This window comes from Rhizobium sp. R339 (genome assembly GCF_002211395.1).
Lineage (GTDB): Bacteria > Pseudomonadota > Alphaproteobacteria > Rhizobiales > Rhizobiaceae > Rhizobium.
Genome location: NZ_LOKV01000024.1, coordinates 406,289 through 427,794, shown reverse-complemented (window position 1 = coordinate 427,794; position 21,506 = coordinate 406,289). Strand labels below are relative to the sequence as shown.

At 60.7% G+C, this 21,506-nt stretch carries 32 protein-coding genes; 6 read left to right on the top strand and 26 right to left on the bottom strand.

The genetic code is table 11. The annotated features are described in order from the left end of the window. The first annotated feature begins 96 nt into the window (after positions 1 to 96). Both ATY76_RS24970 and ATY76_RS24965 read left to right on the top strand, forming a co-directional pair. The gene (locus ATY76_RS24970) at positions 97 to 408 is read left to right on the top strand and encodes a DUF1883 domain-containing protein (protein WP_088677340.1); all 312 of its coding nucleotides are present in this window, start codon (positions 97 to 99) and stop codon (positions 406 to 408) included. A gap of 272 nt (positions 409 to 680) precedes the next feature. Further along, positions 681 to 1,355, top strand: a complete 675-nt coding sequence (locus ATY76_RS24965) for a VIT1/CCC1 transporter family protein (protein ID WP_088677339.1) — start codon at positions 681 to 683, stop codon at positions 1,353 to 1,355. Positions 1,356 to 1,386: 31 nt separating this feature from the next. Here the strand turns inward: ATY76_RS24965 and ATY76_RS24960 are convergent, their stop codons facing one another. Both ATY76_RS24960 and ATY76_RS24955 read right to left on the bottom strand, forming a co-directional pair. Then, the gene (locus ATY76_RS24960) at positions 1,387 to 2,703 is read right to left on the bottom strand and encodes a replication-associated recombination protein A (RefSeq protein ID WP_088677338.1); all 1,317 of its coding nucleotides are present in this window, start codon (positions 2,701 to 2,703) and stop codon (positions 1,387 to 1,389) included. Further along, positions 2,700 to 4,103, bottom strand: coding sequence for a DegQ family serine endoprotease (locus ATY76_RS24955; RefSeq protein ID WP_088677337.1), 1,404 nt, complete (start codon positions 4,101 to 4,103; stop codon positions 2,700 to 2,702). The genes ATY76_RS24960 and ATY76_RS24955 overlap by 4 nt, the downstream gene beginning before the upstream one ends. Positions 4,104 to 4,360: 257 nt before the next feature. Here ATY76_RS24955 and ATY76_RS24950 point away from each other — a divergent pair, with 257 nt between their 5' ends. Continuing rightward, positions 4,361 to 4,741 (top strand): DUF1232 domain-containing protein, encoded by a 381-nt coding sequence (locus ATY76_RS24950; protein ID WP_088677336.1) that lies wholly within the window; start codon positions 4,361 to 4,363, stop codon positions 4,739 to 4,741. A gap of 23 nt (positions 4,742 to 4,764) precedes the next feature. After that, positions 4,765 to 5,118 (top strand): lysozyme inhibitor LprI family protein, encoded by a 354-nt coding sequence (locus tag ATY76_RS24945; protein WP_088677335.1) that lies wholly within the window; start codon positions 4,765 to 4,767, stop codon positions 5,116 to 5,118. 50 nt (positions 5,119 to 5,168) lie between these two features. Here the strand turns inward: ATY76_RS24945 and ilvD are convergent, their stop codons facing one another. Continuing rightward, entirely contained in the window at positions 5,169 to 7,007 is a 1,839-nt protein-coding gene (ilvD, locus tag ATY76_RS24940) for a dihydroxy-acid dehydratase (RefSeq protein WP_088677334.1), read from the bottom strand. Positions 7,008 to 7,342: 335 nt separating this feature from the next. Here ilvD and msrP point away from each other — a divergent pair, with 335 nt between their 5' ends. After that, a complete protein-coding gene (gene msrP, locus ATY76_RS24935) occupies positions 7,343 to 8,290 on the top strand; it encodes a protein-methionine-sulfoxide reductase catalytic subunit MsrP (protein ID WP_088677333.1) in 948 nt (315 codons plus the stop codon). After that, positions 8,290 to 8,949 (top strand): protein-methionine-sulfoxide reductase heme-binding subunit MsrQ, encoded by a 660-nt coding sequence (gene msrQ / locus ATY76_RS24930; protein ID WP_088677332.1) that lies wholly within the window; start codon positions 8,290 to 8,292, stop codon positions 8,947 to 8,949. Before msrP ends, msrQ begins: the two co-directional genes overlap by 1 nt. An 8-nt stretch (positions 8,950 to 8,957) precedes the next feature. Here the strand turns inward: msrQ and ATY76_RS24925 are convergent, their stop codons facing one another. The 23 genes from ATY76_RS24925 to rplV all read right to left on the bottom strand — a co-directional run bounded on the left by ATY76_RS24925 (position 8,958) and on the right by rplV (position 21,506). Further along, positions 8,958 to 9,362, bottom strand: a complete 405-nt coding sequence (locus tag ATY76_RS24925) for a DUF2809 domain-containing protein (protein ID WP_088677331.1) — start codon at positions 9,360 to 9,362, stop codon at positions 8,958 to 8,960. Between the two features lie 29 nt (positions 9,363 to 9,391). Continuing rightward, entirely contained in the window at positions 9,392 to 9,775 is a 384-nt protein-coding gene (locus tag ATY76_RS24920) for a VOC family protein (protein WP_088677330.1), read from the bottom strand. Between the two features lie 88 nt (positions 9,776 to 9,863). Next, positions 9,864 to 10,286, bottom strand: coding sequence for a 50S ribosomal protein L17 (rplQ, locus tag ATY76_RS24915; protein WP_088677329.1), 423 nt, complete (start codon positions 10,284 to 10,286; stop codon positions 9,864 to 9,866). Positions 10,287 to 10,410: 124 nt separating this feature from the next. Beyond that, on the bottom strand, positions 10,411 to 11,421 hold the full coding sequence (locus ATY76_RS24910) for a DNA-directed RNA polymerase subunit alpha (protein WP_003547579.1): 1,011 nt from the start codon (positions 11,419 to 11,421) through the stop codon (positions 10,411 to 10,413). A 97-nt stretch (positions 11,422 to 11,518) separates the two neighbouring features. Continuing rightward, positions 11,519 to 11,908 (bottom strand): 30S ribosomal protein S11, encoded by a 390-nt coding sequence (gene rpsK, locus ATY76_RS24905; protein WP_003547577.1) that lies wholly within the window; start codon positions 11,906 to 11,908, stop codon positions 11,519 to 11,521. Positions 11,909 to 12,041: 133 nt separating this feature from the next. Continuing rightward, positions 12,042 to 12,410: a 30S ribosomal protein S13 gene (gene rpsM, locus ATY76_RS24900; RefSeq protein ID WP_008521297.1), complete on the bottom strand. Its 369-nt coding sequence runs from the start codon at positions 12,408 to 12,410 to the stop codon at positions 12,042 to 12,044. Between the two features lie 221 nt (positions 12,411 to 12,631). Continuing rightward, positions 12,632 to 13,282 carry an adenylate kinase gene (locus ATY76_RS24895; protein ID WP_088677328.1) on the bottom strand — a complete coding sequence of 217 codons (651 nt, stop codon included), beginning with the start codon at positions 13,280 to 13,282 and terminating at the stop codon, positions 12,632 to 12,634. Next, on the bottom strand, positions 13,279 to 14,619 hold the full coding sequence (gene secY / locus ATY76_RS24890) for a preprotein translocase subunit SecY (RefSeq protein ID WP_088677327.1): 1,341 nt from the start codon (positions 14,617 to 14,619) through the stop codon (positions 13,279 to 13,281). The genes ATY76_RS24895 and secY overlap by 4 nt, the downstream gene beginning before the upstream one ends. A gap of 231 nt (positions 14,620 to 14,850) precedes the next feature. Further along, a complete protein-coding gene (gene rplO, locus ATY76_RS24885) occupies positions 14,851 to 15,327 on the bottom strand; it encodes a 50S ribosomal protein L15 (RefSeq protein WP_088677326.1) in 477 nt (158 codons plus the stop codon). A gap of 16 nt (positions 15,328 to 15,343) precedes the next feature. Next, a complete protein-coding gene (rpmD, locus tag ATY76_RS24880; RefSeq protein WP_003547566.1) occupies positions 15,344 to 15,553 on the bottom strand; it encodes a 50S ribosomal protein L30 in 210 nt (69 codons plus the stop codon). 13 nt (positions 15,554 to 15,566) lie between these two features. Next, positions 15,567 to 16,136 carry a 30S ribosomal protein S5 gene (gene rpsE, locus ATY76_RS24875; RefSeq protein ID WP_088677325.1) on the bottom strand — a complete coding sequence of 190 codons (570 nt, stop codon included), beginning with the start codon at positions 16,134 to 16,136 and terminating at the stop codon, positions 15,567 to 15,569. A gap of 131 nt (positions 16,137 to 16,267) precedes the next feature. Continuing rightward, complete coding sequence (rplR, locus tag ATY76_RS24870) at positions 16,268 to 16,630, bottom strand: 50S ribosomal protein L18 (RefSeq protein ID WP_003573785.1); 363 nt, start codon at positions 16,628 to 16,630, stop codon at positions 16,268 to 16,270. Between the two features lie 12 nt (positions 16,631 to 16,642). Beyond that, positions 16,643 to 17,176, bottom strand: a complete 534-nt coding sequence (rplF, locus tag ATY76_RS24865) for a 50S ribosomal protein L6 (RefSeq protein ID WP_003578670.1) — start codon at positions 17,174 to 17,176, stop codon at positions 16,643 to 16,645. A 42-nt stretch (positions 17,177 to 17,218) separates the two neighbouring features. Then, entirely contained in the window at positions 17,219 to 17,617 is a 399-nt protein-coding gene (rpsH, locus tag ATY76_RS24860; protein WP_003547562.1) for a 30S ribosomal protein S8, read from the bottom strand. Positions 17,618 to 17,629: 12 nt separating this feature from the next. Continuing rightward, positions 17,630 to 17,935: a 30S ribosomal protein S14 gene (gene rpsN, locus ATY76_RS24855; RefSeq protein WP_003573787.1), complete on the bottom strand. Its 306-nt coding sequence runs from the start codon at positions 17,933 to 17,935 to the stop codon at positions 17,630 to 17,632. Between the two features lie 32 nt (positions 17,936 to 17,967). Then, a complete protein-coding gene (gene rplE, locus ATY76_RS24850) occupies positions 17,968 to 18,525 on the bottom strand; it encodes a 50S ribosomal protein L5 (RefSeq protein WP_088677324.1) in 558 nt (185 codons plus the stop codon). Then, positions 18,518 to 18,826 (bottom strand): 50S ribosomal protein L24, encoded by a 309-nt coding sequence (gene rplX, locus ATY76_RS24845; protein WP_088677323.1) that lies wholly within the window; start codon positions 18,824 to 18,826, stop codon positions 18,518 to 18,520. The genes rplE and rplX overlap by 8 nt, the downstream gene beginning before the upstream one ends. Positions 18,827 to 18,837: 11 nt before the next feature. Further along, a complete protein-coding gene (rplN, locus tag ATY76_RS24840; RefSeq protein ID WP_003573790.1) occupies positions 18,838 to 19,206 on the bottom strand; it encodes a 50S ribosomal protein L14 in 369 nt (122 codons plus the stop codon). 260 nt (positions 19,207 to 19,466) lie between these two features. Then, positions 19,467 to 19,706, bottom strand: coding sequence for a 30S ribosomal protein S17 (rpsQ, locus tag ATY76_RS24835; protein ID WP_004674926.1), 240 nt, complete (start codon positions 19,704 to 19,706; stop codon positions 19,467 to 19,469). Positions 19,707 to 19,718: 12 nt separating this feature from the next. Then, positions 19,719 to 19,919 carry a 50S ribosomal protein L29 gene (gene rpmC, locus ATY76_RS24830; protein ID WP_004674925.1) on the bottom strand — a complete coding sequence of 67 codons (201 nt, stop codon included), beginning with the start codon at positions 19,917 to 19,919 and terminating at the stop codon, positions 19,719 to 19,721. 11 nt (positions 19,920 to 19,930) lie between these two features. Continuing rightward, positions 19,931 to 20,344, bottom strand: a complete 414-nt coding sequence (gene rplP, locus ATY76_RS24825; protein ID WP_003573792.1) for a 50S ribosomal protein L16 — start codon at positions 20,342 to 20,344, stop codon at positions 19,931 to 19,933. A gap of 38 nt (positions 20,345 to 20,382) precedes the next feature. Further along, positions 20,383 to 21,117 carry a 30S ribosomal protein S3 gene (gene rpsC / locus ATY76_RS24820; protein WP_003573793.1) on the bottom strand — a complete coding sequence of 245 codons (735 nt, stop codon included), beginning with the start codon at positions 21,115 to 21,117 and terminating at the stop codon, positions 20,383 to 20,385. Continuing rightward, a complete protein-coding gene (rplV, locus tag ATY76_RS24815) occupies positions 21,117 to 21,506 on the bottom strand; it encodes a 50S ribosomal protein L22 (protein WP_004674922.1) in 390 nt (129 codons plus the stop codon). The genes rpsC and rplV overlap by 1 nt, the downstream gene beginning before the upstream one ends.

The window sequence follows — 21,506 nt, the reverse complement described above, 5'->3', positions numbered from 1 at the left end:
GAAAACGCGGACTGGCGGAATGGCCGATCTCCAACTTTTCGTTAACCGGCATGCTGGTAAAATCTCGTTGTAGAGATTTCAGATACCGCGAGACCGATGCCGAAACCGAATTTCCGCTTCACCCATTACGATCTCAAGGAACAACGCGCCGGGACGATCGTCGAGGTGTCGCTGAATGCGGTGAACAATGTTCGACTGATGACGGCGCCGAATTTCCAGCGCTTCACCGAGGTTCTCGATTTCAAATATATCGGCGGCGTGGCCCGCAAATCCCCGGTTAAGCTTGCCGTCCCGGAAAGCGGCCACTGGCATGTCGTCGTCGATATGGAAGGCCATCACGGTCTCGCGGAATCCGCCGTCAAGGTGATCGCCGCGCCCGTCAATCAGAAAATGCCGCGCCCTTCCTGAGATTCGCAGCACCGCGCGTTTCCAGACGAGCCCGCAGAACGCGCTTCATCGAAAACCCGCGATCACGACGCATCCAATTATCCTGATCGTTGATCGCGATCAATGAATGAGACCGCTGCGTCGATCACAATTCTTCGGGCCGTCAGCCGGCACGCCCTTTCATGCTGCGAAAGTAATTGGGAGCCGAAGGCTGCCGAATAATCAGAGCATCACAGCGTCTTTGCGCGTCAGACCCGCGGCGCTGCGGATCTTCATCACGTGGGGAGTAGTCCATGACTTCGAACCCGACTGGCCGTATCACCACCGTCATCGATCCCGGCGATGCGCTCGGCGAAGTCCTTTTCGGCTTGATTATGGCCCTGACTCTGACGGTTGGTTCGCGGCTTGTTTTTGAAGAAGAAGGATTAGATGTCCGGGAGCTGGTCGTCGCCACAATCGGATGCAATGTGGCCTGGGGGATCATTGACGCCGTCTTGTTCATCCTGGGTACGACGTTTTACAAGAGCAGGCGGCTGCGGCTTTTTCGGCAAATCAAAGCCGCCAGAAGCGAATCTGCGGCGCTCACCGTGCTTGCGCGTGAATTCCCGATTGAAAAAGCACCCTTCGCCGCCGAGGCGGCCGATACGGACGCGCTCTATCGATCGCTGCTGACGCTCGCAGGCCGGGCAGACCCTGTGAAGGTGTCCCTCGCAAAAGGCGATCTGCTTACCGGAATCGCCGTCTTCCTCCTGGTTTCGGCGACCTCCATCCCGGCAGTTGTCCCTTTTCTTCTGATCGACAATGCCGACCTTGCCCTGAGAACCAGCAACCTGTTTCTCATCATGCTGCTATTTGTGACCGGTTATGCGTGGGCGAGCTTTTCGGGAGGCAGACCCTTTTACGCCGGCATGACGATGACCTGTCTCGGATTGCTTCTGGTTGCGATAGCGATCGCTCTTGGCGGCTGAGCCGGTCACCGGCCGAGGAGACTTGGCCATGTCAGCGCGGATTGCGCTCCTTGCGAAGCTTCGCCCACCATTCCAGCCGCTTGCGGATGTCGCGCTCGAAGCCGCGCTCCGGCGGATCGTAGAAGGTCTGGCGGCCCATCTTCTCCGGAAAATAATCCTGGCCGGAAAAGGCGTCCGGCTCGTCATGGTCGTAGCGATAACCTTCGCCGTAGCCCTCGCCCTTCATCAGTTTCGTCGGTGCATTCAGGATATGCTTCGGGGGCAGCAGCGAGCCGTTCTGCTTCGCGGCCTGGCTTGCGGCCTTGAAGGCTGTGTAGACGGCATTCGATTTCGGCGCGGTGGCGAGATAGACGCAGGCCTGGGCCAGCGCGAGTTCGCCTTCCGGCGAGCCGAGATACTCATAAGCATCCTTGGCGGCATTGCAGATGACAAGCGCCTGCGGATCGGCAAGGCCGATATCTTCCACCGCCATGCGCACCAGCCGCCGGCCGAGATAGAGCGGATCCTCGCCGGCATCGAACATACGGGCGAGATAGTAGAGGGCCGCGTCGGGGTCCGAGCCGCGCACGGATTTATGCAGCGCCGAGATCAGATTGTAGTGACCGTCCTGCGCTTTGTCATAGACCGGAGCGCGGCGCTGGACGATGCGCGTCAGGCCTTCGGTGTCGAAGCTCTCGCCTTCGCGGGCCGCGCGCCAGACTTCCTCGGCGAGCGTCAGCACGGCGCGGCCGTCGCCGTCGGCCATGCGGATCAGGCTGGCGCGTGCCTCTTCCGTCAACGGCAGCGGCTTCTGCTCGATCGTCTCGGCACGCTTCAGCAACTCCTCGAGGCTCTCCTCGTCATGCGACTTGAAGGTGAGAACGCGGGCGCGCGACAGCAGAGCGGCGTTGAGCTCGAAAGACGGATTTTCGGTGGTGGCGCCGACAAGGATAACGGTGCCATCCTCCATGACGGGCAGGAAACTGTCCTGCTGGGCCCGGTTGAAACGATGGATCTCGTCGACGAAGAGCAGCGTCTGACGGCCGTCCATGCGGCGCAGGCGGGCGGTTTCGAACACCTTCTTCAGGTCGGCGACACCTGAAAAGATCGCCGATATCTGCTCGAATGCCAGCCCCGCCTCGCCCGACAGCAGCCGCGCCACCGTCGTCTTGCCGGTGCCGGGCGGGCCCCAGAAGATCATCGAACCGAGCGAGCCGCTTTCGATCATTCTCTTCAGGACGCCGTCTTCACCGGTCAGATGTTCCTGACCGGTAACATCGGCGAGCGTCTTCGGCCGCAGCCGGTCGGCAAGCGGCCGCCTGGCGGCAACCTCCTCCGGAATGCGCGGCGCGAAGAGATCATTGCTCATCGGAAGAACTGCCGGATGCGCTGACCGTCGCGCTCGATCTCCACCCGCCACAGCCCGGGGTCGCTGTTGGCGATCTCGGCCAGCTCGCTGGTCGACTTCACCTCGGTGCCGTTGATCGAGACGATGATATCCTTGGGCTCGAAACCGAGACGGGCGGCCGGCGAATCCTCCTTGATATCCGAGACGACGACGCCGGCCGATTCCGACGGCATGCGCAGTTCGTCGGCAACGCGCGGCGAGAGGTTTTCGACGACCGCGCCGGTAAAGGGGGTATGTCCGCCGATGGTGCGCTGGTCGCGCGGCGAGGTTTCCGGCGCACGGGCGAGCGCCAGCGACAACTGTTCCTCGCGGCTATTCTCGATGACGGTGAGGTTGACCGACTTGCCGAGGCCGGCCGTCGTCAGGCGGTACAGCAACGCGTCGGGATGCTCGACCGGGATGCCGTTGACCGATGTGACGATCTGGCCGGCTTTCAGCCCGGCCTTCGCCGCCGGCCCGCCATCGGTGACCTTGACGACAAGCGCGCCGCGGACCTTGTCGAGCCCGAGAGCTTCGGCGACCTCAGACGTCACAGCATCGAAGCTTGCGCCGACATAGGGCCGCTCGAAGGATTTGACGCCGGCATCGGCGGAAGCAAGGAAGACCTTGACGAGATTGGCGGGAATGGCGAAGCCGATACCGTTCGAGCCGCCGCCGCGCGAGAAGATCGCGGTGTTGATGCCGATCAGTTCGCCCTTCATGTTCATCAGCGCGCCGCCGGAATTGCCGGGATTGATCGAGGCGTCGGTCTGGATGAAGAAGCCGAACTCGTTCCTGACCACCTGATTGCGGGCAAGAGCCGAGACGATGCCGCTCGTCACCGTCTGGCCGACGCCGAAGGGATTGCCGATCGCCAGGACGAGATCACCGACTTCCACCGTATCGGAATTGCCGATCGGCAGGGTCGGGAAGTTTTCCTTGGTATCGATCTTCAGCACGGCGAGATCGACGCGGTCATCGCGCAGCACCACCCTGCACGGGAATTCGCGGCCATCCGACAGCGCCACCTTGATGTCATCGGCGCCTTCGACGACGTGATTGTTGGTCACGACGGTGCCGTTCGCCTCGACGATAACGCCGGAGCCGAGTGAGGATTGCTTTTCGGACCGGTTCGGCATCTGCTGGCCGAAAAACTGCTCGAAGAAGGGATCACCCGCGAAGGGCGATTGGCGCTTGATGATCTTTTCCGCATAGACATTGACGACGGCGCCCGAGGTCTGCTTGACCAGCGGCGCGAAGGAGAGCTGCATTTGCATCTGGCTCTCTGGCACGGTTTTCGTGGTCTGCGCGTGAGCGGCAGCCGGCAGAAGCAGCGTCAGAGCGAGCAGCGAGACGGAGGCGTGCTTGAACAGGCCTTGCATGGATATCCCTTTTTAATTCTCTTGAGCAACGTTGTAGAGCATGATGCCGAAAAGTGTGAGCGGTTTTCGGACGACATCATGCTCTAACTATTTAATTGCGAACGGGATTCAGATTTTAGCCCAACCGGCCTAAAATCATCCTGTTCTGCGGCCCGACGCTAGAAAGGAAAGAGGGCGGAAGCATGGAAGAATGAGGCAATCGGAGCCCAAGAGATTTTGCTTGAAGCCTTTGCCAATTCGATTCAGGAAGAGCGGCCATGCAACTGATATCAAAAGCCAAAATCTGGGCGAAGTCACTGAAGCGTGACATCGTGGCGCTGTGGCTGGCCGCGCGTGACGCCCGCGTGCCGTGGTATGCCAAAGCGGTGGCTGGCGCGGTTGCGGCCTATGCGCTTTCACCCGTCGATCTCATTCCCGATTTCATTCCTGTGCTCGGCTATCTCGACGATCTCGTCATCGTTCCGCTCGGCATTTTGCTGGCGATCCGGCTCGTTCCGGCCCCAGTCATGAGCGAGCTTCGCGCGGAAGCCGCAAGGCGCATCGAGCGCCCCTCCGGCCGGGCCGGATTGATCTTCATCCTTGCCGTCTGGCTCGCCTGCATCATCTTCTTGGCTCTGGCATTACGCAAGCTGGCCTGACGGGCGGCAACAGGAACAGAGGAATGATGACGAAAAAAGCGATGACGATGGCCCTTGGCCTTGCGATCCTTATCCTTGGATCGGAGGCGGCCAAGGCGGCAAGCTTCGATTGCGATGCGAAAGAATTGAAGCCGGACGAAAAAGCAATCTGCGACAACCGCGCACTCAACGATGCCGATGTCCGGATGGTCACCACCTTCGAGCTGCTCTCCGGGTTGATGGCCATGGGCTCGCGCGGAACATTGCAAGACGAACAGACGGCCTGGCTGAAGAAGCGGCAGGAATGCGGGGCAGATTCGGCCTGTATCAAGGCTGCCTATGACGAGCGGATGAAGCAGCTCGGCGAGACCTATAAAAACATCAACCGGCCGCTTTGAAAGCGGCCGGTCGCCAAAGCAACTGACTTTAATCAGCAGGTCAAGACGCCTCAGCGGGCGTTCAGATCGCGCACGGCGCCGCGGTCAGCGCTCGTTGCGAAGGCGGCATAGGCCTTCAGCGCGGTGGTGACGTTGCGCTTGCGCACTTCAGTCGGATGCCAGCCCTTGCCGTCCTGCTCGGTACGGCGGGCGGCGAGCTCAGCTTCTCCAACGCGCAGGCTGATCGTGCGGTTCGGGATGTCGATGTCGATCATGTCGCCTTCGCGCACGAGGCCGATCGTGCCGCCATTCGCCGCTTCCGGCGAGACATGGCCGATCGAGAGGCCGGAGGTGCCGCCGGAGAAGCGGCCGTCGGTGATCAGTGCGCACGCCTTGCCGAGGCCCTTCGACTTCAGATAGCTCGTCGGATAGAGCATTTCCTGCATGCCGGGGCCGCCCTTCGGGCCCTCGTAGCGGATGACGACGACGTCGCCGGCCTTGATCTCGTTGGCGAGGATCGCCTTGACGGAGGCGTCCTGGCTTTCAAAGACACGGGCGGGGCCTGAGAATTTCAAGATCGATTCATCGACGCCGGCGGTTTTGACGATGCAGCCGTCGATCGCAAGGTTGCCCTTGAGCACGGCAAGGCCGCCATCCTTGGAGAAGGGATGTTCGACCGAGCGGATGACGCCGTTCTGCCGGTCCGTATCGAGCTCGTCCCAGCGGGCCTCCTGGCTGAAGGCGACCTGGGTGGGGATGCCGCCGGGTGCGGCGCGATAGAAATTGCGGACGGTGTCGCTACTGGTGCGGGTGATGTCCCAGCGGTCGATCGCATCGCCCAGCGTCTCGGCATGCACGGTCGGGCAATCGCGGTTTAGCAGGCCGCCCTTTTCGAGTTCGCCGAGGATCGACATGATGCCGCCGGCGCGGTGGACGTCTTCCATATGCACGTCGCTCTTGGCGGGTGCTACCTTCGACAGGCACGGCACGCGGCGCGACAGCGCGTCGATATCGGTCATGGTGAAATCGACCTCGCCCTCATGGGCGGCGGCAAGGATGTGCAGAACCGTATTGGTCGAACCGCCCATGGCGATATCGAGCGCCATGGCGTTCTCGAAGGCCTGCTTGGAGGCGATGGTGCGCGGCAGCGCCTTGACGTCCTCCTGCTCGTAATAGCGGCGGGCGAGATCGACGATCAGGTGGCCGGCCTCGACGAAGAGTCGCTTGCGGTCTGCGTGGGTTGCGAGCGTCGAGCCGTTGCCGGGCAGCGACAGGCCGAGCGCCTCCGTCAGGCAGTTCATGGAGTTTGCGGTGAACATGCCGGAGCACGAACCGCAGGTCGGACAGGCGGAACGCTCGATGACCTTGACGTCTTCATCGGAGATCTTGTCGTCGGCGGCCGCAACCATGGCATCGACGAGATCGAGCGCATGAGTCTTGCCGTGCAGGACAACCTTGCCGGCTTCCATCGGGCCGCCCGAGACGAAGACGGTCGGGATATTGAGGCGCAGCGACGCCATCAGCATGCCGGGGGTGATCTTGTCGCAATTGGAGATGCAGACCATGGCGTCAGCGCAATGGGCATTGACCATATATTCGACGCTGTCGGCGATGAGCTCGCGCGAGGGCAGGGAATAAAGCATGCCGTCATGGCCCATGGCGATGCCGTCGTCGACGGCGATCGTGTTGAACTCCTTGGCGACACCGCCGGCCGCCTCGATCTCGCGGGCGACGAGCTGGCCGAGGTCCTTCAGGTGCACGTGGCCGGGCACGAACTGGGTAAAGGAATTCACCACCGCGATGATCGGCTTGCCGAAATCCGAATCCTTCATGCCCGTGGCGCGCCAAAGGCCGCGCGCGCCCGCCATGTTGCGGCCGTGGGTCGTGGTTCTGGAACGGTAAGCTGGCATCGGTATCTTCCTCGACGTATCGGAAATATCAGGCGAAGCGGGCGGCTGTGGAGCTTGCGGGCCAGGCAATCGCTGCTGTTTGGAATTGTCCTAATCCAATCGACGGGGGCTGTCACTACCGGGAACGCCAAATCCGGTACGCCGCCGGATGAAGCAATACGACGCGCATCGATCATATACGGTTCGGCGGGACGTTTTGTTACAGCCTATTCCATCACAGGCGAACACAAAAAATTGGCTTCCCGTCGATCATATTCAAGGCATAGAGATTGATCCGAATATGCGGGCGGTTCGTTTAAGGACTATACTCGGAAAGCCGCCCAGGAGGTTTTGACATGCCGACCTATCGCCCACCAAAAATCGCTTCATCGGAAATCACGCCGCGCCAGGTCTATGTGCGCCGCCGCGAATTCCTGGGCGCTGCAGCGCTTGGCGCCATGGCGCTTTACGGCGCGGGAAAAGCGAGCGCGGCCGCGCTTTCCGCCGTGCAGAGCAAATACAAGGTCGACGAGAAGACGACGCCGCTCAAGGATGTGACGACCTACAACAACTTCTATGAGTTCGGCCTCGACAAAGGCGACCCCGCCGCTCTCTCCGGCGATTTCAAGCCGTTGCCCTGGACGGTCAAGGTCGACGGCATGGTCAACAAGCCGGGCACCTTCGACATCGAGGCGCTGATGAAGGAATTCCCGATCGAGGAGCGCACCTATCGAATGCGCTGCGTCGAGGCCTGGTCGATGGTCATCCCCTGGGACGGCTTCCCGCTGGCATCGCTGCTCGACAAGGTGGAGCCGTTCGGCAGCGCCAAATACGTCGCCTTCGAAACGGTGGTGCGGCCGGAGGAAATGCCGGGACAGAAGGGGCTCTTCCAGTCGCTCGACTGGCCCTATGTCGAAGGCCTGCGCCTCGACGAGGCGCGCCATCCGCTGACGCTGCTTGCCGTCGGGCTCTATGGCGAAACGCTGCCGAACCAGAACGGCGCGCCGATCCGCCTCGTCGTGCCCTGGAAATACGGCTTCAAGGGTATCAAGTCGATCGTCAGGATCACCCTCACCGACCAGCAGCCGAAGAATACCTGGCAGGTGACCAATCCGCAGGAATACGGCTTCTACGCCAACGTCAACCCTGATGTCGACCATCCGCGCTGGAGCCAGGCCACCGAACGGCGTATCGGCGAAAGCGGCTTCTTCGGTGCCAGCCGCCATCCCACCTTGCCCTTCAATGGCTATGCCGACGAGGTGGCGAGCCTTTACGCCGGCATGGATCTGAAAGCGAATTTCTGATGGCGGAATTGTCGCTCGCCATCCCGAAGCGCTGGCAACCCGCCTCCGTCTGGCTGCTTTATGCCGTGGGGCTCGTGCCCGCCGCCTGGACCTTCTATCTCGGCGCGACCGATCAGCTCGGCGCCGATCCGGTCAAGACCTTCGAGCTCTTCCTCGGCATCTGGACGATCCGCTTCCTGATCGCAACGCTTGCCGTGTCCCCCGCCCGCGAGCTTTTCGGCTGGAACTATCTGCGCTATCGGCGCGCACTCGGCCTGCTGACCTTCTACTATGCCCTGATGCACTTCACCGTCTACATGGTGCTCGACCAGGCGATGGATATCCAAGCGGTCATCAACGACGTGTTGAAGCGCCCCTTCATCATGTTCGGCATGGCCGGGCTTGCCCTGCTTGCGCCGCTCGCGGCAACTTCGAACAATTTCTCGATCCGCCGCCTCGGCAAAAACTGGACCTGGCTGCACCGCCTGGTCTACATCATCGCCGCGTGCGGGGCGCTGCACTTCGCACTTTCGACCAAGATCCTCGATTTCGAGCAATATATCTATATCGGGCTGATCATTGCTCTCATCCTCTACCGCTCCTGGCGGCCGATCGCGCGCAGCCGGAAGAAAGGTCAAGGACGGCCGCGCGGCCGGCCAGTGGGATCATCAGCTTCGTGACGATCCGTTCAACGCCGCTCAGGCGATGATTGCCTGAGTGCGGGATCAAACGCACAGGCCACAACTATCCCGATGGCATATGCCAATATATTCCAAAGCGAGAAGACCCGCCCAAGCAGCAAGGCTCCGGGGGTCGTCAGCCGAAATGCATCGAGCCACGGTGTGTGATAGAGCCGGAAGAATTCAACGCAGATGGCAACGGCCAGCGCCAACGCCGCAATTGCTGCGGGCGGCACTCTCGCAATGAGAGCTGTCACGGCGAGCGCCAGCAGGACATAAACCATGGATCCCCAAAGCAGCGACCCACCATATTTGACGAGGAAGAAGGGCAGATCGGCTGCATAGCCGAAGCGCCTGAGCGCCAAACCGGAAAGGATGATGACGAACAGGGCCGCCAAGCGTTGGGCTTGCATGCGCCCGAGCCGATTTGGAAGGACAGCTTTCACGTGCCGACTGCCGGCTGGTTGATCATTGCCTCGATATTGTAACCATCCGGATCGAGCACGAAGCAGGCGTAATAATCCGGCGCGTATTCCGGGCGTGGGCCGGGAGCGCCGTTATCCTCGCCGCCGGCTTCGAGCGCGGCGTGATGGAAGGCATCGACCTCGGCCTGGCTGCGAGCCCTGAAAGCGATGTGAATGTGGGTCAAGGGCGGCGGACCATCCGCCTGCTGGATCTCGAACAGGCAGCCATTGCCGATATCGAAAGCCCAGAAGATATTCTCCTTCCCGAAGGTCAGTCGATAACCCAACGGCAAGAACGCTTTTTCGTAGAAGAGCTTGCTCTTCGACAAATCACCCACCGCGATGGTTATGTGGTCGATCATGGCGCTACTCACTCACCAAGAGAATGCGGGCAGAAACGAAAAAGCCGGGCGCAAGGCCCGGCTTTGTGTCTTCCGAAATCGGAAAGTCTTAGGCAGCGACGGCCTGCTCTTCGGCGGCGACGCGAGCCTTGTCGGCTGCGCCCTTGGCGTAGGTGTCGCGGTCAACGAATTCGATGACGGCCAAAGCGGCATTGTCGCCCTGACGGAAACCGGCCTTCATGATGCGCAGGTAGCCGCCGTTGCGGGTGGCGTAGCGCGTGGCGATCGTGTCGAACAGCTTCGAAACGACGGCGGCGTCGCGGATCTGAGAGATCGCCTGACGGCGAGCGTGCAGATCGCCGCGCTTGCCGAGCGTGACGAGCTTTTCGACGATCGGGCGGATTTCCTTGGCCTTCGGCAGGGTCGTAACGATCTGCTCGTGGGTGATCAGCGAAGCAGCCATGTTGGCGAACATCGCCTTACGGTGGCTTGCGGTTCTGTTCAGCTTGCGGCCGGCTTTTGCGTGGCGCATTGCTATTCTCCTTTAATGCAGTGCCCTTACTTCGTTACCGGGCCTGCCGTTTCCTGGCACATGCAGGCGATTTGCCTGCTGTTTGACGGGGAAAGGCAGCCGATAGAGCCTGCCTTTTGTTTTCTCAGTACTGGTCTTCGTAACGCTTGGCGAGATCTTCGATGTTCTCGGGCGGCCATGCCGGCACTTCCATGCCGAGGTGCAGGCCCATGGAAGCGAGAACTTCCTTGATTTCGTTCAGCGACTTGCGACCAAAGTTCGGGGTGCGGAGCATTTCTGCTTCGGTCTTCTGAATGAGGTCGCCGATGTAGACGATGTTGTCGTTCTTCAGGCAGTTTGCCGAACGGACCGACAGTTCGAGTTCGTCCACCTTCTTGAGGAGAGCCGGGTTGAAAGCGAGTTCGGTGACTGCTTCCTCTTCGGTTTCCTTCTGCGGCTCGTCGAAGTTGACGAAAACGCCAAGCTGATCCTGCAGGATGCGCGCCGCGAAAGCGACGGCGTCTTCGCCGGTGATCGAGCCATCGGTTTCGATGGTCATGTTCAGCTTGTCGTAGTCGAGAACCTGTCCTTCGCGGGTATTTTCAACCTTGTAGGACACCTTCTTGACCGGCGAATAGAGGCTGTCGACCGGGATGAGACCGATCGGAGCGTCTTCCGCACGATTGCGCTCGGCCGGAACGTAGCCCTTGCCGTTGTTGACGGTGAACTCCATGCGGATCTCGGCACCCTCGTCGAGCGTGCAGATGACATGCTCGGGGTTGAGGATTTCGATATCGCCGACCGTCTGGATGTCGCCAGCCGTGACAACGCCCGGGCCCTGCTTGCGCACGACCATGCGCTTTGCGTCGTCGCCATCCATCTTGATGGCGATTTCCTTGATGTTGAGCACGATGTCCGTCACGTCCTCGCGAACGCCCGGGATCGAGGAGAATTCATGCAGCACGCCGTCGATCTGCACCGCCGTGACGGCAGCACCGCGCAGCGAGGAGAGCAGAACGCGGCGCAGCGCGTTGCCGAGGGTGAGGCCGAAGCCGCGCTCCAGCGGTTCAGCAACGAGCGTCGCCCTGGTGCGCGAGCTCGAGGAGAACTCCACCTTGTTCGGCTTGATCAGTTCCTGCCAGTTCTTCTGAATCATGAGTTTGCCTTCCGTTCGTTGCCACCATCCAATCGTGGCAACCGAGCTTGAAAACCACCGGGAGCGCCAAGGCGCTCACCGGTGACGAGAGCGATGATCAGACGCGGCGCTTCTTGCGCGGACGGCAGCCATTGTGCGGGATCGGGGTCACGTCGCGGATGGACGTGATCATGAACCCTGCAGCCTGGAGCGCGCGCAGAGCCGATTCACGGCCGGAACCCGGGCCGCAGACTTCGACTTCCAGCGACTTCATGCCGTGCTCCTGGGCCTTCTTGGCGCAGTCTTCGGCAGCGATCTGGGCAGCAAACGGGGTCGACTTGCGCGAGCCCTTGAAGCCCTTGGCGCCGGCCGACGACCAGGCGATCGCATTGCCCTGCGCATCGGTGATGGTGATCATCGTGTTGTTGAAGGTCGAGTTGACGTGAGCGACACCCGACGAGATATTCTTGCGCTCGCGACGGCGAACGCGGACGGCTTCCTTAGCCATGGTATTCCTTTCGTTGATCTCTTCACCGCCGTAATGCCAGCGGCTACACCGGAACGGCGCCTATACGGCCCCGCTCCAAACTCAAAAGAGGCCGGCGCAGACCGCCAGCCTCCCCACTCCGGTTTCCCGGAAATTACTTCTTCTTGCCAGCGATTGCCTTTGCCGGACCCTTGCGGGTGCGGGCATTGGTGTGCGTGCGCTGACCACGGACCGGAAGGCCGCGGCGGTGACGCAGGCCGCGGTAGCAGCCGAGATCCATCAGGCGCTTGATGTTCATCGCGGTTTCGCGACGAAGATCACCCTCGACCTGATAGTCGCGGTCGATGGCTTCGCGGATCTGAAGGACTTCAGCGTCCGTCAGCTGATGCACACGACGTTCAGCCGGGATACCGACCTTCTCGACGATTTCCTGTGCGAATTTCGGACCGATCCCGTGAATGTAGGTCAGCGCGATGACGACGCGCTTTGCAGTCGGGATGTTGACGCCAGCGATACGTGCCACGCCTGTTCTCCTTGCATTCCAGTTGCCATCCGGCAAGTGGGCTTCGTTATGCGGTCCTAGAACCGCCCGTTCAAATTTAGGTCCGCAACATGTCAAAACGACCGAACCCGGACTTCCCTGGGAAATCCGCGCCGATCGCATGGAATGTCGCGAGTTGGCGCGGTGTTTAGCGGAATCACTGCTGAAAAGCAACCGTTCCGCCAAGTTTTATTTTCAAAGCCTTAAAGCTCGGAAAGAATGGCTTCGACCTCGGCGGTGACCTGATCGATCTCCGCCATGCCGTCGACGGACCTAAGTTTGCCCTTGGCATAGTAATAGCCGATCAGCGGCGAGGTTTCCTTGTAGTAGACCTCGAGACGCTTGATCATCGTCTCGGCGTTGTCGTCAGGACGACGCTTGAAGTGAGTCGAACCGCACTTGTCGCATACGCCTTCCTCGACCGGAACCTTGTCCGTGTCATGATAGACAGTGCCGCACTGAGCGCAGGTGTAACGGCCGTCCACGCGACGGACGAGTTCCTGGTCGTCGACGCGAAGCTCGATAACCACTGAAAGACCGAGTCCCTTGGCTTTGAGCATCGCCTCGGTGGCATCCGCCTGGACCAGCGTCCTCGGAAAGCCATCGAGAATGAAACCGTTGGCGCAATCGGGCTGATCGATTCGCTCCGAGACGATGGCGATGACGATCTCATCCGAGACCAGCTTGCCAGCGTCCATCACCGCCTTGGCGCGCTTGCCGACTTCCGTGCCGGCATTGACCGCCGCACGCAGCATATCACCCGTGGAAAGCTGCGGAATGCCGTGCTTTTCCACGATCCGCTGGGCCTGGGTTCCCTTACCCGCGCCCGGCGGCCCCAAAAGGATAAGTCTCATCGCCCCCTCTTTCCTCCACGCAACTTCGATTTCTTGATCAGGCCTTCGTATTGCTGCGCGATCAGGTGACCCTGGATCTGTGCAACCGTATCAAGAGTTACGCTAACCACGATCAAAAGCGAAGTCCCACCAAGGGATAATGGAATGCCGGTTTGCGACACCAAAATCTCCGGGAGGATGCAGACGAAGACCAGATAGATCGCGCCGATGACCGTGATGCGGGTCAGCACGTAGTCGATATATTCGGCGGTGCGCTCACCCGGACGGATACCGGGAATGAAGCCGCCATGCTTCTTCAAATTGTCGGCCGTGTCCTTCGGATTGAAGACGATGGCCGTATAGAAGAAGGCGAAGAAGGCGATCAGCGCCGCATAGAGCACCATATAGAGCGGCTGGCCGTGGCCGAGCGCCGCAATGATCGATGTCGCCCAGGCGGGCATCGCCGTGGTATTGGCAAAGCCCGCGACCGTCGCCGGCAAAAGCAGCAGCGAGGATGCGAAGATCGCCGGAATGACGCCCGAGGTGTTCAGCTTCAGCGGCAGGTGCGAGGTATCGCCCTGGAACATGCGGTTGCCGACCTGACGCTTCGGATACTGGATCAGCAGCCGGCGCTGGGCGCGCTCGACGAAGACGATGATGCCGATGACGGCGATCGCGACGACGATGACCAGCAGGATGAGGCCGGTCGACAGCGCGCCGGTGCGGCCGAGTTCGAGGGTGCCGGCAAGAGCGCCCGGAAGGCCCGCCGCGATGCCGGCGAAGATGATCAGCGAAATGCCGTTGCCGATGCCGCGCGAGGTGACCTGTTCACCGAGCCACATCAGGAACATCGTGCCGCCGAGCAGCGTCAGCACGGTGGATACGCGGAAGAACCAGCCGGGATCGACGACCAGCCCCTGCCCGCTCTCGAGACCGGCGGCGATGCCGTAAGCCTGCAGCGCGCCCAGAATCACGGTGCCGTAGCGGGTGTACTGGTTGATGATCTTGCGGCCCTGCTCGCCTTCCTTCTTCAGGTTTTCGAGCGCCGGCACGACCGAGGTCATGAGCTGAACGATGATCGAGGCCGAGATATAGGGCATGATGCCGAGCGCGAAAATCGCCATGCGCTCGACGGCGCCGCCCGAAAACATGTTGAAAAGGCCGAGGATGCCGCCTGCCTGGCCGCGGAAAGCCTGGGCATAGGCTTCGGGATTGAGACCCGGAAGCGGAATATGGGTACCGAGCCTGTAAACGAGGAGAGCTGCCAGTGTGAACCACAAGCGCTTCTTCAAATCCTCGGCTTTGGCAAAGGTCGAAAAATTGAGGTTGGATGCCAATTGTTCCGCTGCAGAAGCCATGCGTTTCTCCGCGCTACCAATTCCGGCGTCTCTGGGGATAGGCCGGCCCGGAATCAGTATGAAAATTATTCAAAACCGGGTTCAGTACGGATTGCAGCGCAACCCCATGCCTCACCCTTGTTTTAGTCTTACCGGCATGACGCGGGCGCGTCAGCCAACATTTTGTGAGGCCCACATATGGGAGCAAAATCGCCCGGTGTGAAGCACCCCGGGCGACATATCATCAGATTATTATTCGGCTGCTGCGGGAGCCGAAAGCAGCGTCACCTTGCCGCCGGCCTTTTCGATCTTCTCGACGGCGGGCTTGGAAGCGCCTGCAACTTCGAGCGTGATCTTGGCCTTGAGCTCGCCATCGGCGAGAACGCGAACGCCGTCTTTGGCGCGGCGGATGACGCCGGCAGCCTTGAGGGCAGCTGCATCAACGGTGGCCTTCGCGTCCAGCTTGCCGGCATCGACGGCGGCCTGGATGCGGGCCAGCGATACGACGACGTAATCGGCTGCGAAGATGTTGTTGAAGCCGCGCTTCGGCAGGCGACGATAGATCGGCATCTGGCCGCCTTCGAAGCCGTTGATGGCGACGCCGGAACGGGACTTCTGACCCTTTACACCGCGACCGGCAGTCTTGCCGGAGCCAGAGCCGATACCGCGGCCGAGGCGCTTACGGGCGTGGGTAGAGCCCTCATTGTCCTTGATTTCATTGAGTTTCATGAGCGTTTCCTCCGTCTCACTTCTCGTCGACGACGCGAACGAGATGCTGGACAGCACGGATCATGCCACGAACCGAAGGAGTGTCCTCCAGCGTGCGGCGACGGTGCATCTTGTTCAGTCCGAGACCGATCAGCGTGCGCTGCTGGACGTCCGGACGGCGAATCGGGCTGCCGATCTGTTCGATCGTGACAGTCTTCGCTTCAGCCTTCTTGGTAGCCTTGGCCATTGGTCAGCTCCTCTTATTCTTCAGAGGCGTTGCCGGAGGCGGCACGGCGAGCCTGGAGCGTTGCATACTTGATGCCGCGCTGAGCTGCGATGTCCTTCGGGTGAACCTGGTGCTTCAGAGCGTCGAAGGTGGCGCGAACCATGTTGTAGGGGTTCGACGAACCGGTCGACTTGGCGACGACGTCGTGCATGCCGAGCGTTTCGAAAACGGCACGCATCGGACCGCCGGCGATGATGCCGGTACCGACCTTGGCCGAGCGCAGCAGAACCTTGCCGGCGCCGTGGCGGCCATGAACGTCGTGATGCAGCGTCCGGCCGTCACGCAGCGGTACGAAGATCAGTTCGCGCTTGGCGGCTTCGGTTGCCTTGCGGATGGCTTCCGGCACTTCGCGCGCCTTGCCATGGCCGAAGCCGACGCGGCCCTTCTGGTCGCCGACGACGACAAGTGCTGCGAAACCAAAACGACGGCCGCCCTTGACGACCTTGGCGACGCGGTTGATCGCGACAAGCTTGTCGACGAATTCGCTATCGCGCTCTTCACGGCTCTGGCGGTCTTCCCGCTGCGGCCTTCTTTCCTGTGCCATTGTCCTCTTCCTTTTTCTTTTCCGGGTGCAATCGGCAAACAAATGAGGACCGCATCAGCCTCCCCTCTCGGAGAGTGCCTGCGGTCCGGCGAAAATCCGGCCGGCGCCAAAAGCATCCGGCCGGAAACTGATCAGAAGGTGAGACCGCCTTCGCGGGCTGCATCGGCAAGAGCCTTGATGCGGCCGTGATAGATGAAGGCGCCACGGTCGAACACGACCTCGGTCACGCCCGCCTTCGAAGCGCGCTCTGCAACGAGCTTGCCGACGAGGGCAGCTGCTGCGGTGTCAGCACCGGTCTTCAGAGAACCGCGCAGGTCCTTATCGAGGGTCGATGCAGCGGCAAGCGTCTTGCCGGCAACATCGTCGATAACCTGAGCGTAGATGTTCTTCGAGGAGCGATGAACCGACAGGCGCGGACGGCCGTTGGCCACCGACTTGAGATGACGGCGCACGCGGTTGGCACGACGTGCAAGTGCTTCTTTCCTGCTAGCCATTTCGCGTGATCCTTACTTCTTCTTGCCTTCTTTGCGGACGATCCGCTCGTCAGCGTACTTGACGCCCTTGCCCTTGTAAGGCTCAGGACCGCGATATTCGCGGATTTCGGCGGCGACCTGACCGACCTGCTGCTTATTGATGCCGGAGACAACAATTTCAGTCGGCTTCGGAACGGCGATCGTGATGCCGACAGGCGGCTCATAGATCACGTCGTGGCTGAAGCCGAGGGCCAGCTGCAGGTTCTTGCCCTGCAGGGAGGCGCGGTAACCGACGCCGTTGATTTCGAGCTTACGCTCGAAGCCGTCCTTGACGCCCTTGAAGATGCCTTCGATCATCGTGCGGGACATGCCCCACTTCGAACGTGCGTCCTTGGTCTGGTTTACGGGCGTCACGACGACCGCGTTGTTTTCGAGCTTGAGGCTGATTTCGTCGTTAGCAACGAAAAACAGCTCGCCCTTCGGGCCCTTTGCAGTAACCTTCTGGCCATCGACCGTAGCCGTGATCCCAGCAGGCACCTGAACGGGCTTTTTACCGATACGAGACATGTTTCAATCCTGTCTGTTCGCTATGGAGATCCCTGCCCGATCTTAGAAGACCGAGCAAAGAACCTCGCCACCAACGTTCTGTTCGCGAGCCTGGTGATCGGCCATCACGCCCTTCGGGGTCGAAAGGATGGTGATGCCGAGACCGTTCGCGACCTGCGGAATGGACTTGACCGAGACATAAACCCGGCGGCCCGGCTTGGACACACGGCCGATCTCACGGATCACCGATGCGCCTTCATAATATTTCAGCTCGATGCTGAGTTCCGACTTGCCGTTGCCGAAATCGACAACGGAATAGCCACGGATGTAGCCTTCGGACTGCAGGACATCGAGAACACGTGCACGGAGCTTGGACGCAGGCGTCGAGACCGACGACTTGCGGCGGGAAGCGCCGTTACGGATACGGGTGAGCATATCGCCCAACGGATCAGTCATTGTCATCTAACCTGCTCCTTACCAGCTCGACTTGACGATGCCCGGCACCTTGCCGAGATTGCCCAGTTCACGCAGCGCAATACGCGACATGCGCAGTTTGCGGTAGTATGCGCGCGGACGCCCCGAAACTTCGCAACGGTTGCGAATGCGGGTCTTCGATCCATCGCGCGGCAGGGATGCCAGCTTGATCGAGGCCTTGAACCGCTCTTCGATCGGAAGAGCCTGGTTCATGATGATCGCCTTCAACGCAGCCCGCTTAGCGGCCTGGTTGGCGACCGTAGTACGGCGGCGCTTGTTCTTTTCAACTGCGCTTGTCTTCGCCATGTCAGGTTCCTTTTCTACGCTCGTCGTTACGGTTATTGACGGAACGGGAAGCTGAACTCTTTCAGAAGAGCCCGTGCTTCGTCGTCGGTCGTCGCCGTCGTGCAAACGATGATGTCCATGCCCCACATCTGATCAACCTTGTCGTAGTTGATTTCAGGGAACACAATGTGCTCCTTGATGCCCATGGCGAAGTTGCCACGGCCGTCAAAGCTCTTCGCGTTCAGGCCGCGGAAGTCGCGAACGCGCGGGAGCGCGATGTTCACGAGACGGTCCAGGAACTCGTACATGCGGGCGCCGCGCAGGGTGACCTTGGCGCCGATCGGCATCTGTTCGCGGACCTTGAAGCCTGCGATAGAGTTGCGTGCACGGGTGATGACCGGCTTCTGGCCGGCGATCGCTGCGAGGTCGGCGGCAGCTACCGTCGGCTTCTTCGAGTCAGCGGTCGCTTCGCCGACACCCATGTTGATCACGATCTTGTCGAGCTTCGGGATCATCATCTCGTTGGCGTAGGAGAACTGCTCCTGCATCGCCTTGCGGATGCGCTCGACATATTCCTTCTTGAGCCGCGGCTCGTATTTTGCCTCAGCCATCGATCACTTCTCCAGAACGCTTGGCCACACGGACCTTCTTGCCGTCAACGACCTTAAAACCGACGCGGGTCGGCTTTCCGTCCTTGTCGACGATTGCAATGTTCGACAGGTGAACCGGGGCTTCCTTGTTGATGATGCCGGCTTCCTGGTTCTGCGTCTGGCGCTGATGGCGCTTCACGACGTTGACACCACGGACGACCGCACGATCTTCCTTCGGCATGACCTGAACAACTTCGCCGGTGCGGCCCTTGTCCTTGCCAGCGAGCATGACGACCTTGTCGCCTTTACGAATCTTCTGCATCGCTTCGCTCCTTACAGTACTTCGGGAGCCAGCGAGATGATCTTCATGTGGTTCTTGGCGCGAAGTTCGCGCGGAACCGGTCCGAAGATACGGGTGCCGATCGGCTCTTTCTTGTTGTCGATGAGGACTGCTGCGTTGGTGTCGAAGCGGATGACGGAGCCATCCGGACGACGGATGTCCTTGGCGGTGCGAACGACAACCGCCTTCATCACGTCACCCTTCTTCACGCGGCCGCGCGGGATCGCTTCCTTGATCGAAACGACGATGACGTCGCCGATCGAGGCATACTTGCGCTTCGAGCCGCCCAGCACCTTGATGCACATGACACGACGTGCGCCGGAATTATCCGCGACGTCGAGGTTTGTTTGCATCTGAATCATATCAGGTCGCCTTCTTGGTTTACCGGAATGGTTGGGCTAGCCCCCTACTCCGGCTTATGAAAATGTCCGCCGGCCAGCCTGCCATGACGGCAAGCAGAACGCGGCAATAGCTGAATAGCGCGGGGTCGATCGTGCCAGGGTGGTTTCCCGAACGGGACCTTCCGTGCGCTCAAAGCAAAAGAACGCCCGGCATTCGAGCGTTCTGACGCTGCTTCATACAGATATTTCGGCGAGACGCAAGGCCTCGCGCAAAATTCTGTTTACTTGCCCTGGGCGGCGATCACCGTCCAGCGCTTGTCCTTAGAGATCGGCGCGCATTCCTCGATGGATACGGTATCGCCGATCTTGTACTGGTTGTTTTCGTCGTGGGCCTTGTACTTCTTGGAACGACGAACGGTCTTCTGGAGCAGCGGGTGAGCGAAACGACGCTCGACGCGAACCACTACCGTCTTCTCGTTCTTGTCGCCAACGACGACGCCCTGCAGGATGCGCTTCGGCATGTTTTTCTTCCTTTAGGCCTTAACTTCTGCCGCCTTCTGGCGGGCAATGGTTTTCACGCGGGCGATGTCCTTGCGGACTTCGTTGATGCGCGAGGACTTTTCGAGCTGGCCGGTCGCCTTCTGGAAGCGCAGGTTGAACTGCTCCTTCTTCAGCTTGGCAAGCTCGTCCTTGAGTTGGTCGGCGGTCAACGCGCGAACATCTGAGGCTTTCATGAGCTCAATCCTTACTCTGCAATGCGCTGAACGAAGCGCGTCTTGACCGAGAGCTTGGCAGAGCCGAGGCGAAGCGCCTCGCGGGCGATCTCTTCGCTGACACCGTCGATCTCGAACATCATACGACCGGGCTTGACCTTGCATGCCCAGTACTCAACGGAGCCCTTACCTTTACCCATGCGGACTTCGGTCGGCTTTGCGGTTACCGGAACGTCCGGGAACACGCGGATCCAAACACGGCCGGCGCGCTTCATGTAACGCGTGATCGCGCGGCGTGCCGCTTCGATTTCACGTGCGTTAACGCGGTTCGGCTCCTGAGCCTTCAGGCCGAATTCGCCGAAGGCAAGGTCGGAACCGCCCTTGGCTACGCCCTTGATGCGGCCCTTGAACTGCTTGCGGTACTTAGTACGCTTTGGCTGCAACATTTTCTTACTTCTCCGAGCTTATCTTTCGCCAGCGCTAATTACGCGTTGTCGCGTTCGCGGCGACGATCGCCACGGTCGCGTTCGCGGCTTGCCGGACCCTGTGCGTCGCCTTCCAGCGCGCGACGTTCGGAAGCCATCGGATCGTGCTCAAGGATTTCGCCCTTGAAGATCCAGACCTTGATGCCGCAGATACCGAATGCGGTTTCGGCTTCAGCCGTACCGTAGTCGATGTCAGCACGCAGGGTGTGCAGCGGAACGCGGCCTTCGCGATACCATTCCGTACGAGCGATTTCCGCGCCGCCGAGACGGCCGGCGCAGGTGATCTTGATGCCTTCGGCGCCAAGACGCATCGCGGACTGAACGGCGCGCTTCATGGCGCGGCGGAAAGCCACGCGGCGCTCGAGCTGCTGGGCGATCGACTGAGCGACCAGCGTCGCGTCGACTTCGGGCTTGCGCACTTCGACGATGTTGAGGTGCGTTTCCGAGTTGGTCATATCGGACAGCTTCTTGCGGAGCTTGTCGATGTCGGCGCCCTTGCGGCCGATGATCAGGCCCGGACGAGCCGAGTGGATCGTGACGCGGCACTTCTTGTGCGGACGCTCGATGACCACCTTGGAGATGCCTGCCTGCTTCAGTTCGCTCATGACGAACTTGCGCATCTTCAGGTCTTCGTGCAGCAGCTGGCCATACTCGGCATTGTCCGCGAACCAGCGGCTATCCCAGGTACGGTTGATGCCGAGACGGAAACCGATCGGATTGATTTTCTGACCCATTATGCGGCCTCCTCTGCTGCCTGCACTTCACGAACGACGATCGTCAGGTGCGCGAAGGGCTTTTCGATGCGCGACGCGCGACCGCGGCCACGAGCGTGAAAACGCTTCATGACGATCGACTTGCCGACATAGGCCTCGGCGACGACAAGAGCGTCGACGTCGAGATCGTGGTTGTTCTCGGCGTTGGCGATCGCGGATTCGAGCGTCTTCTTGACGGCGCCCGCGATGCGCTTGCGGGAGAACTCCAGCTCAGCGAGTGCGCGCTCGACCTTCTTGCCGCGGATGGCCGCAGCAACCAGGTTGAGCTTCTGGGGGCTGACGCGGAGCGTGCGGGCGACTGCTTGCGCCTCGTTGTCCTTCAGCCGGCGTTCGGCTTTTGCCTTGCCCAT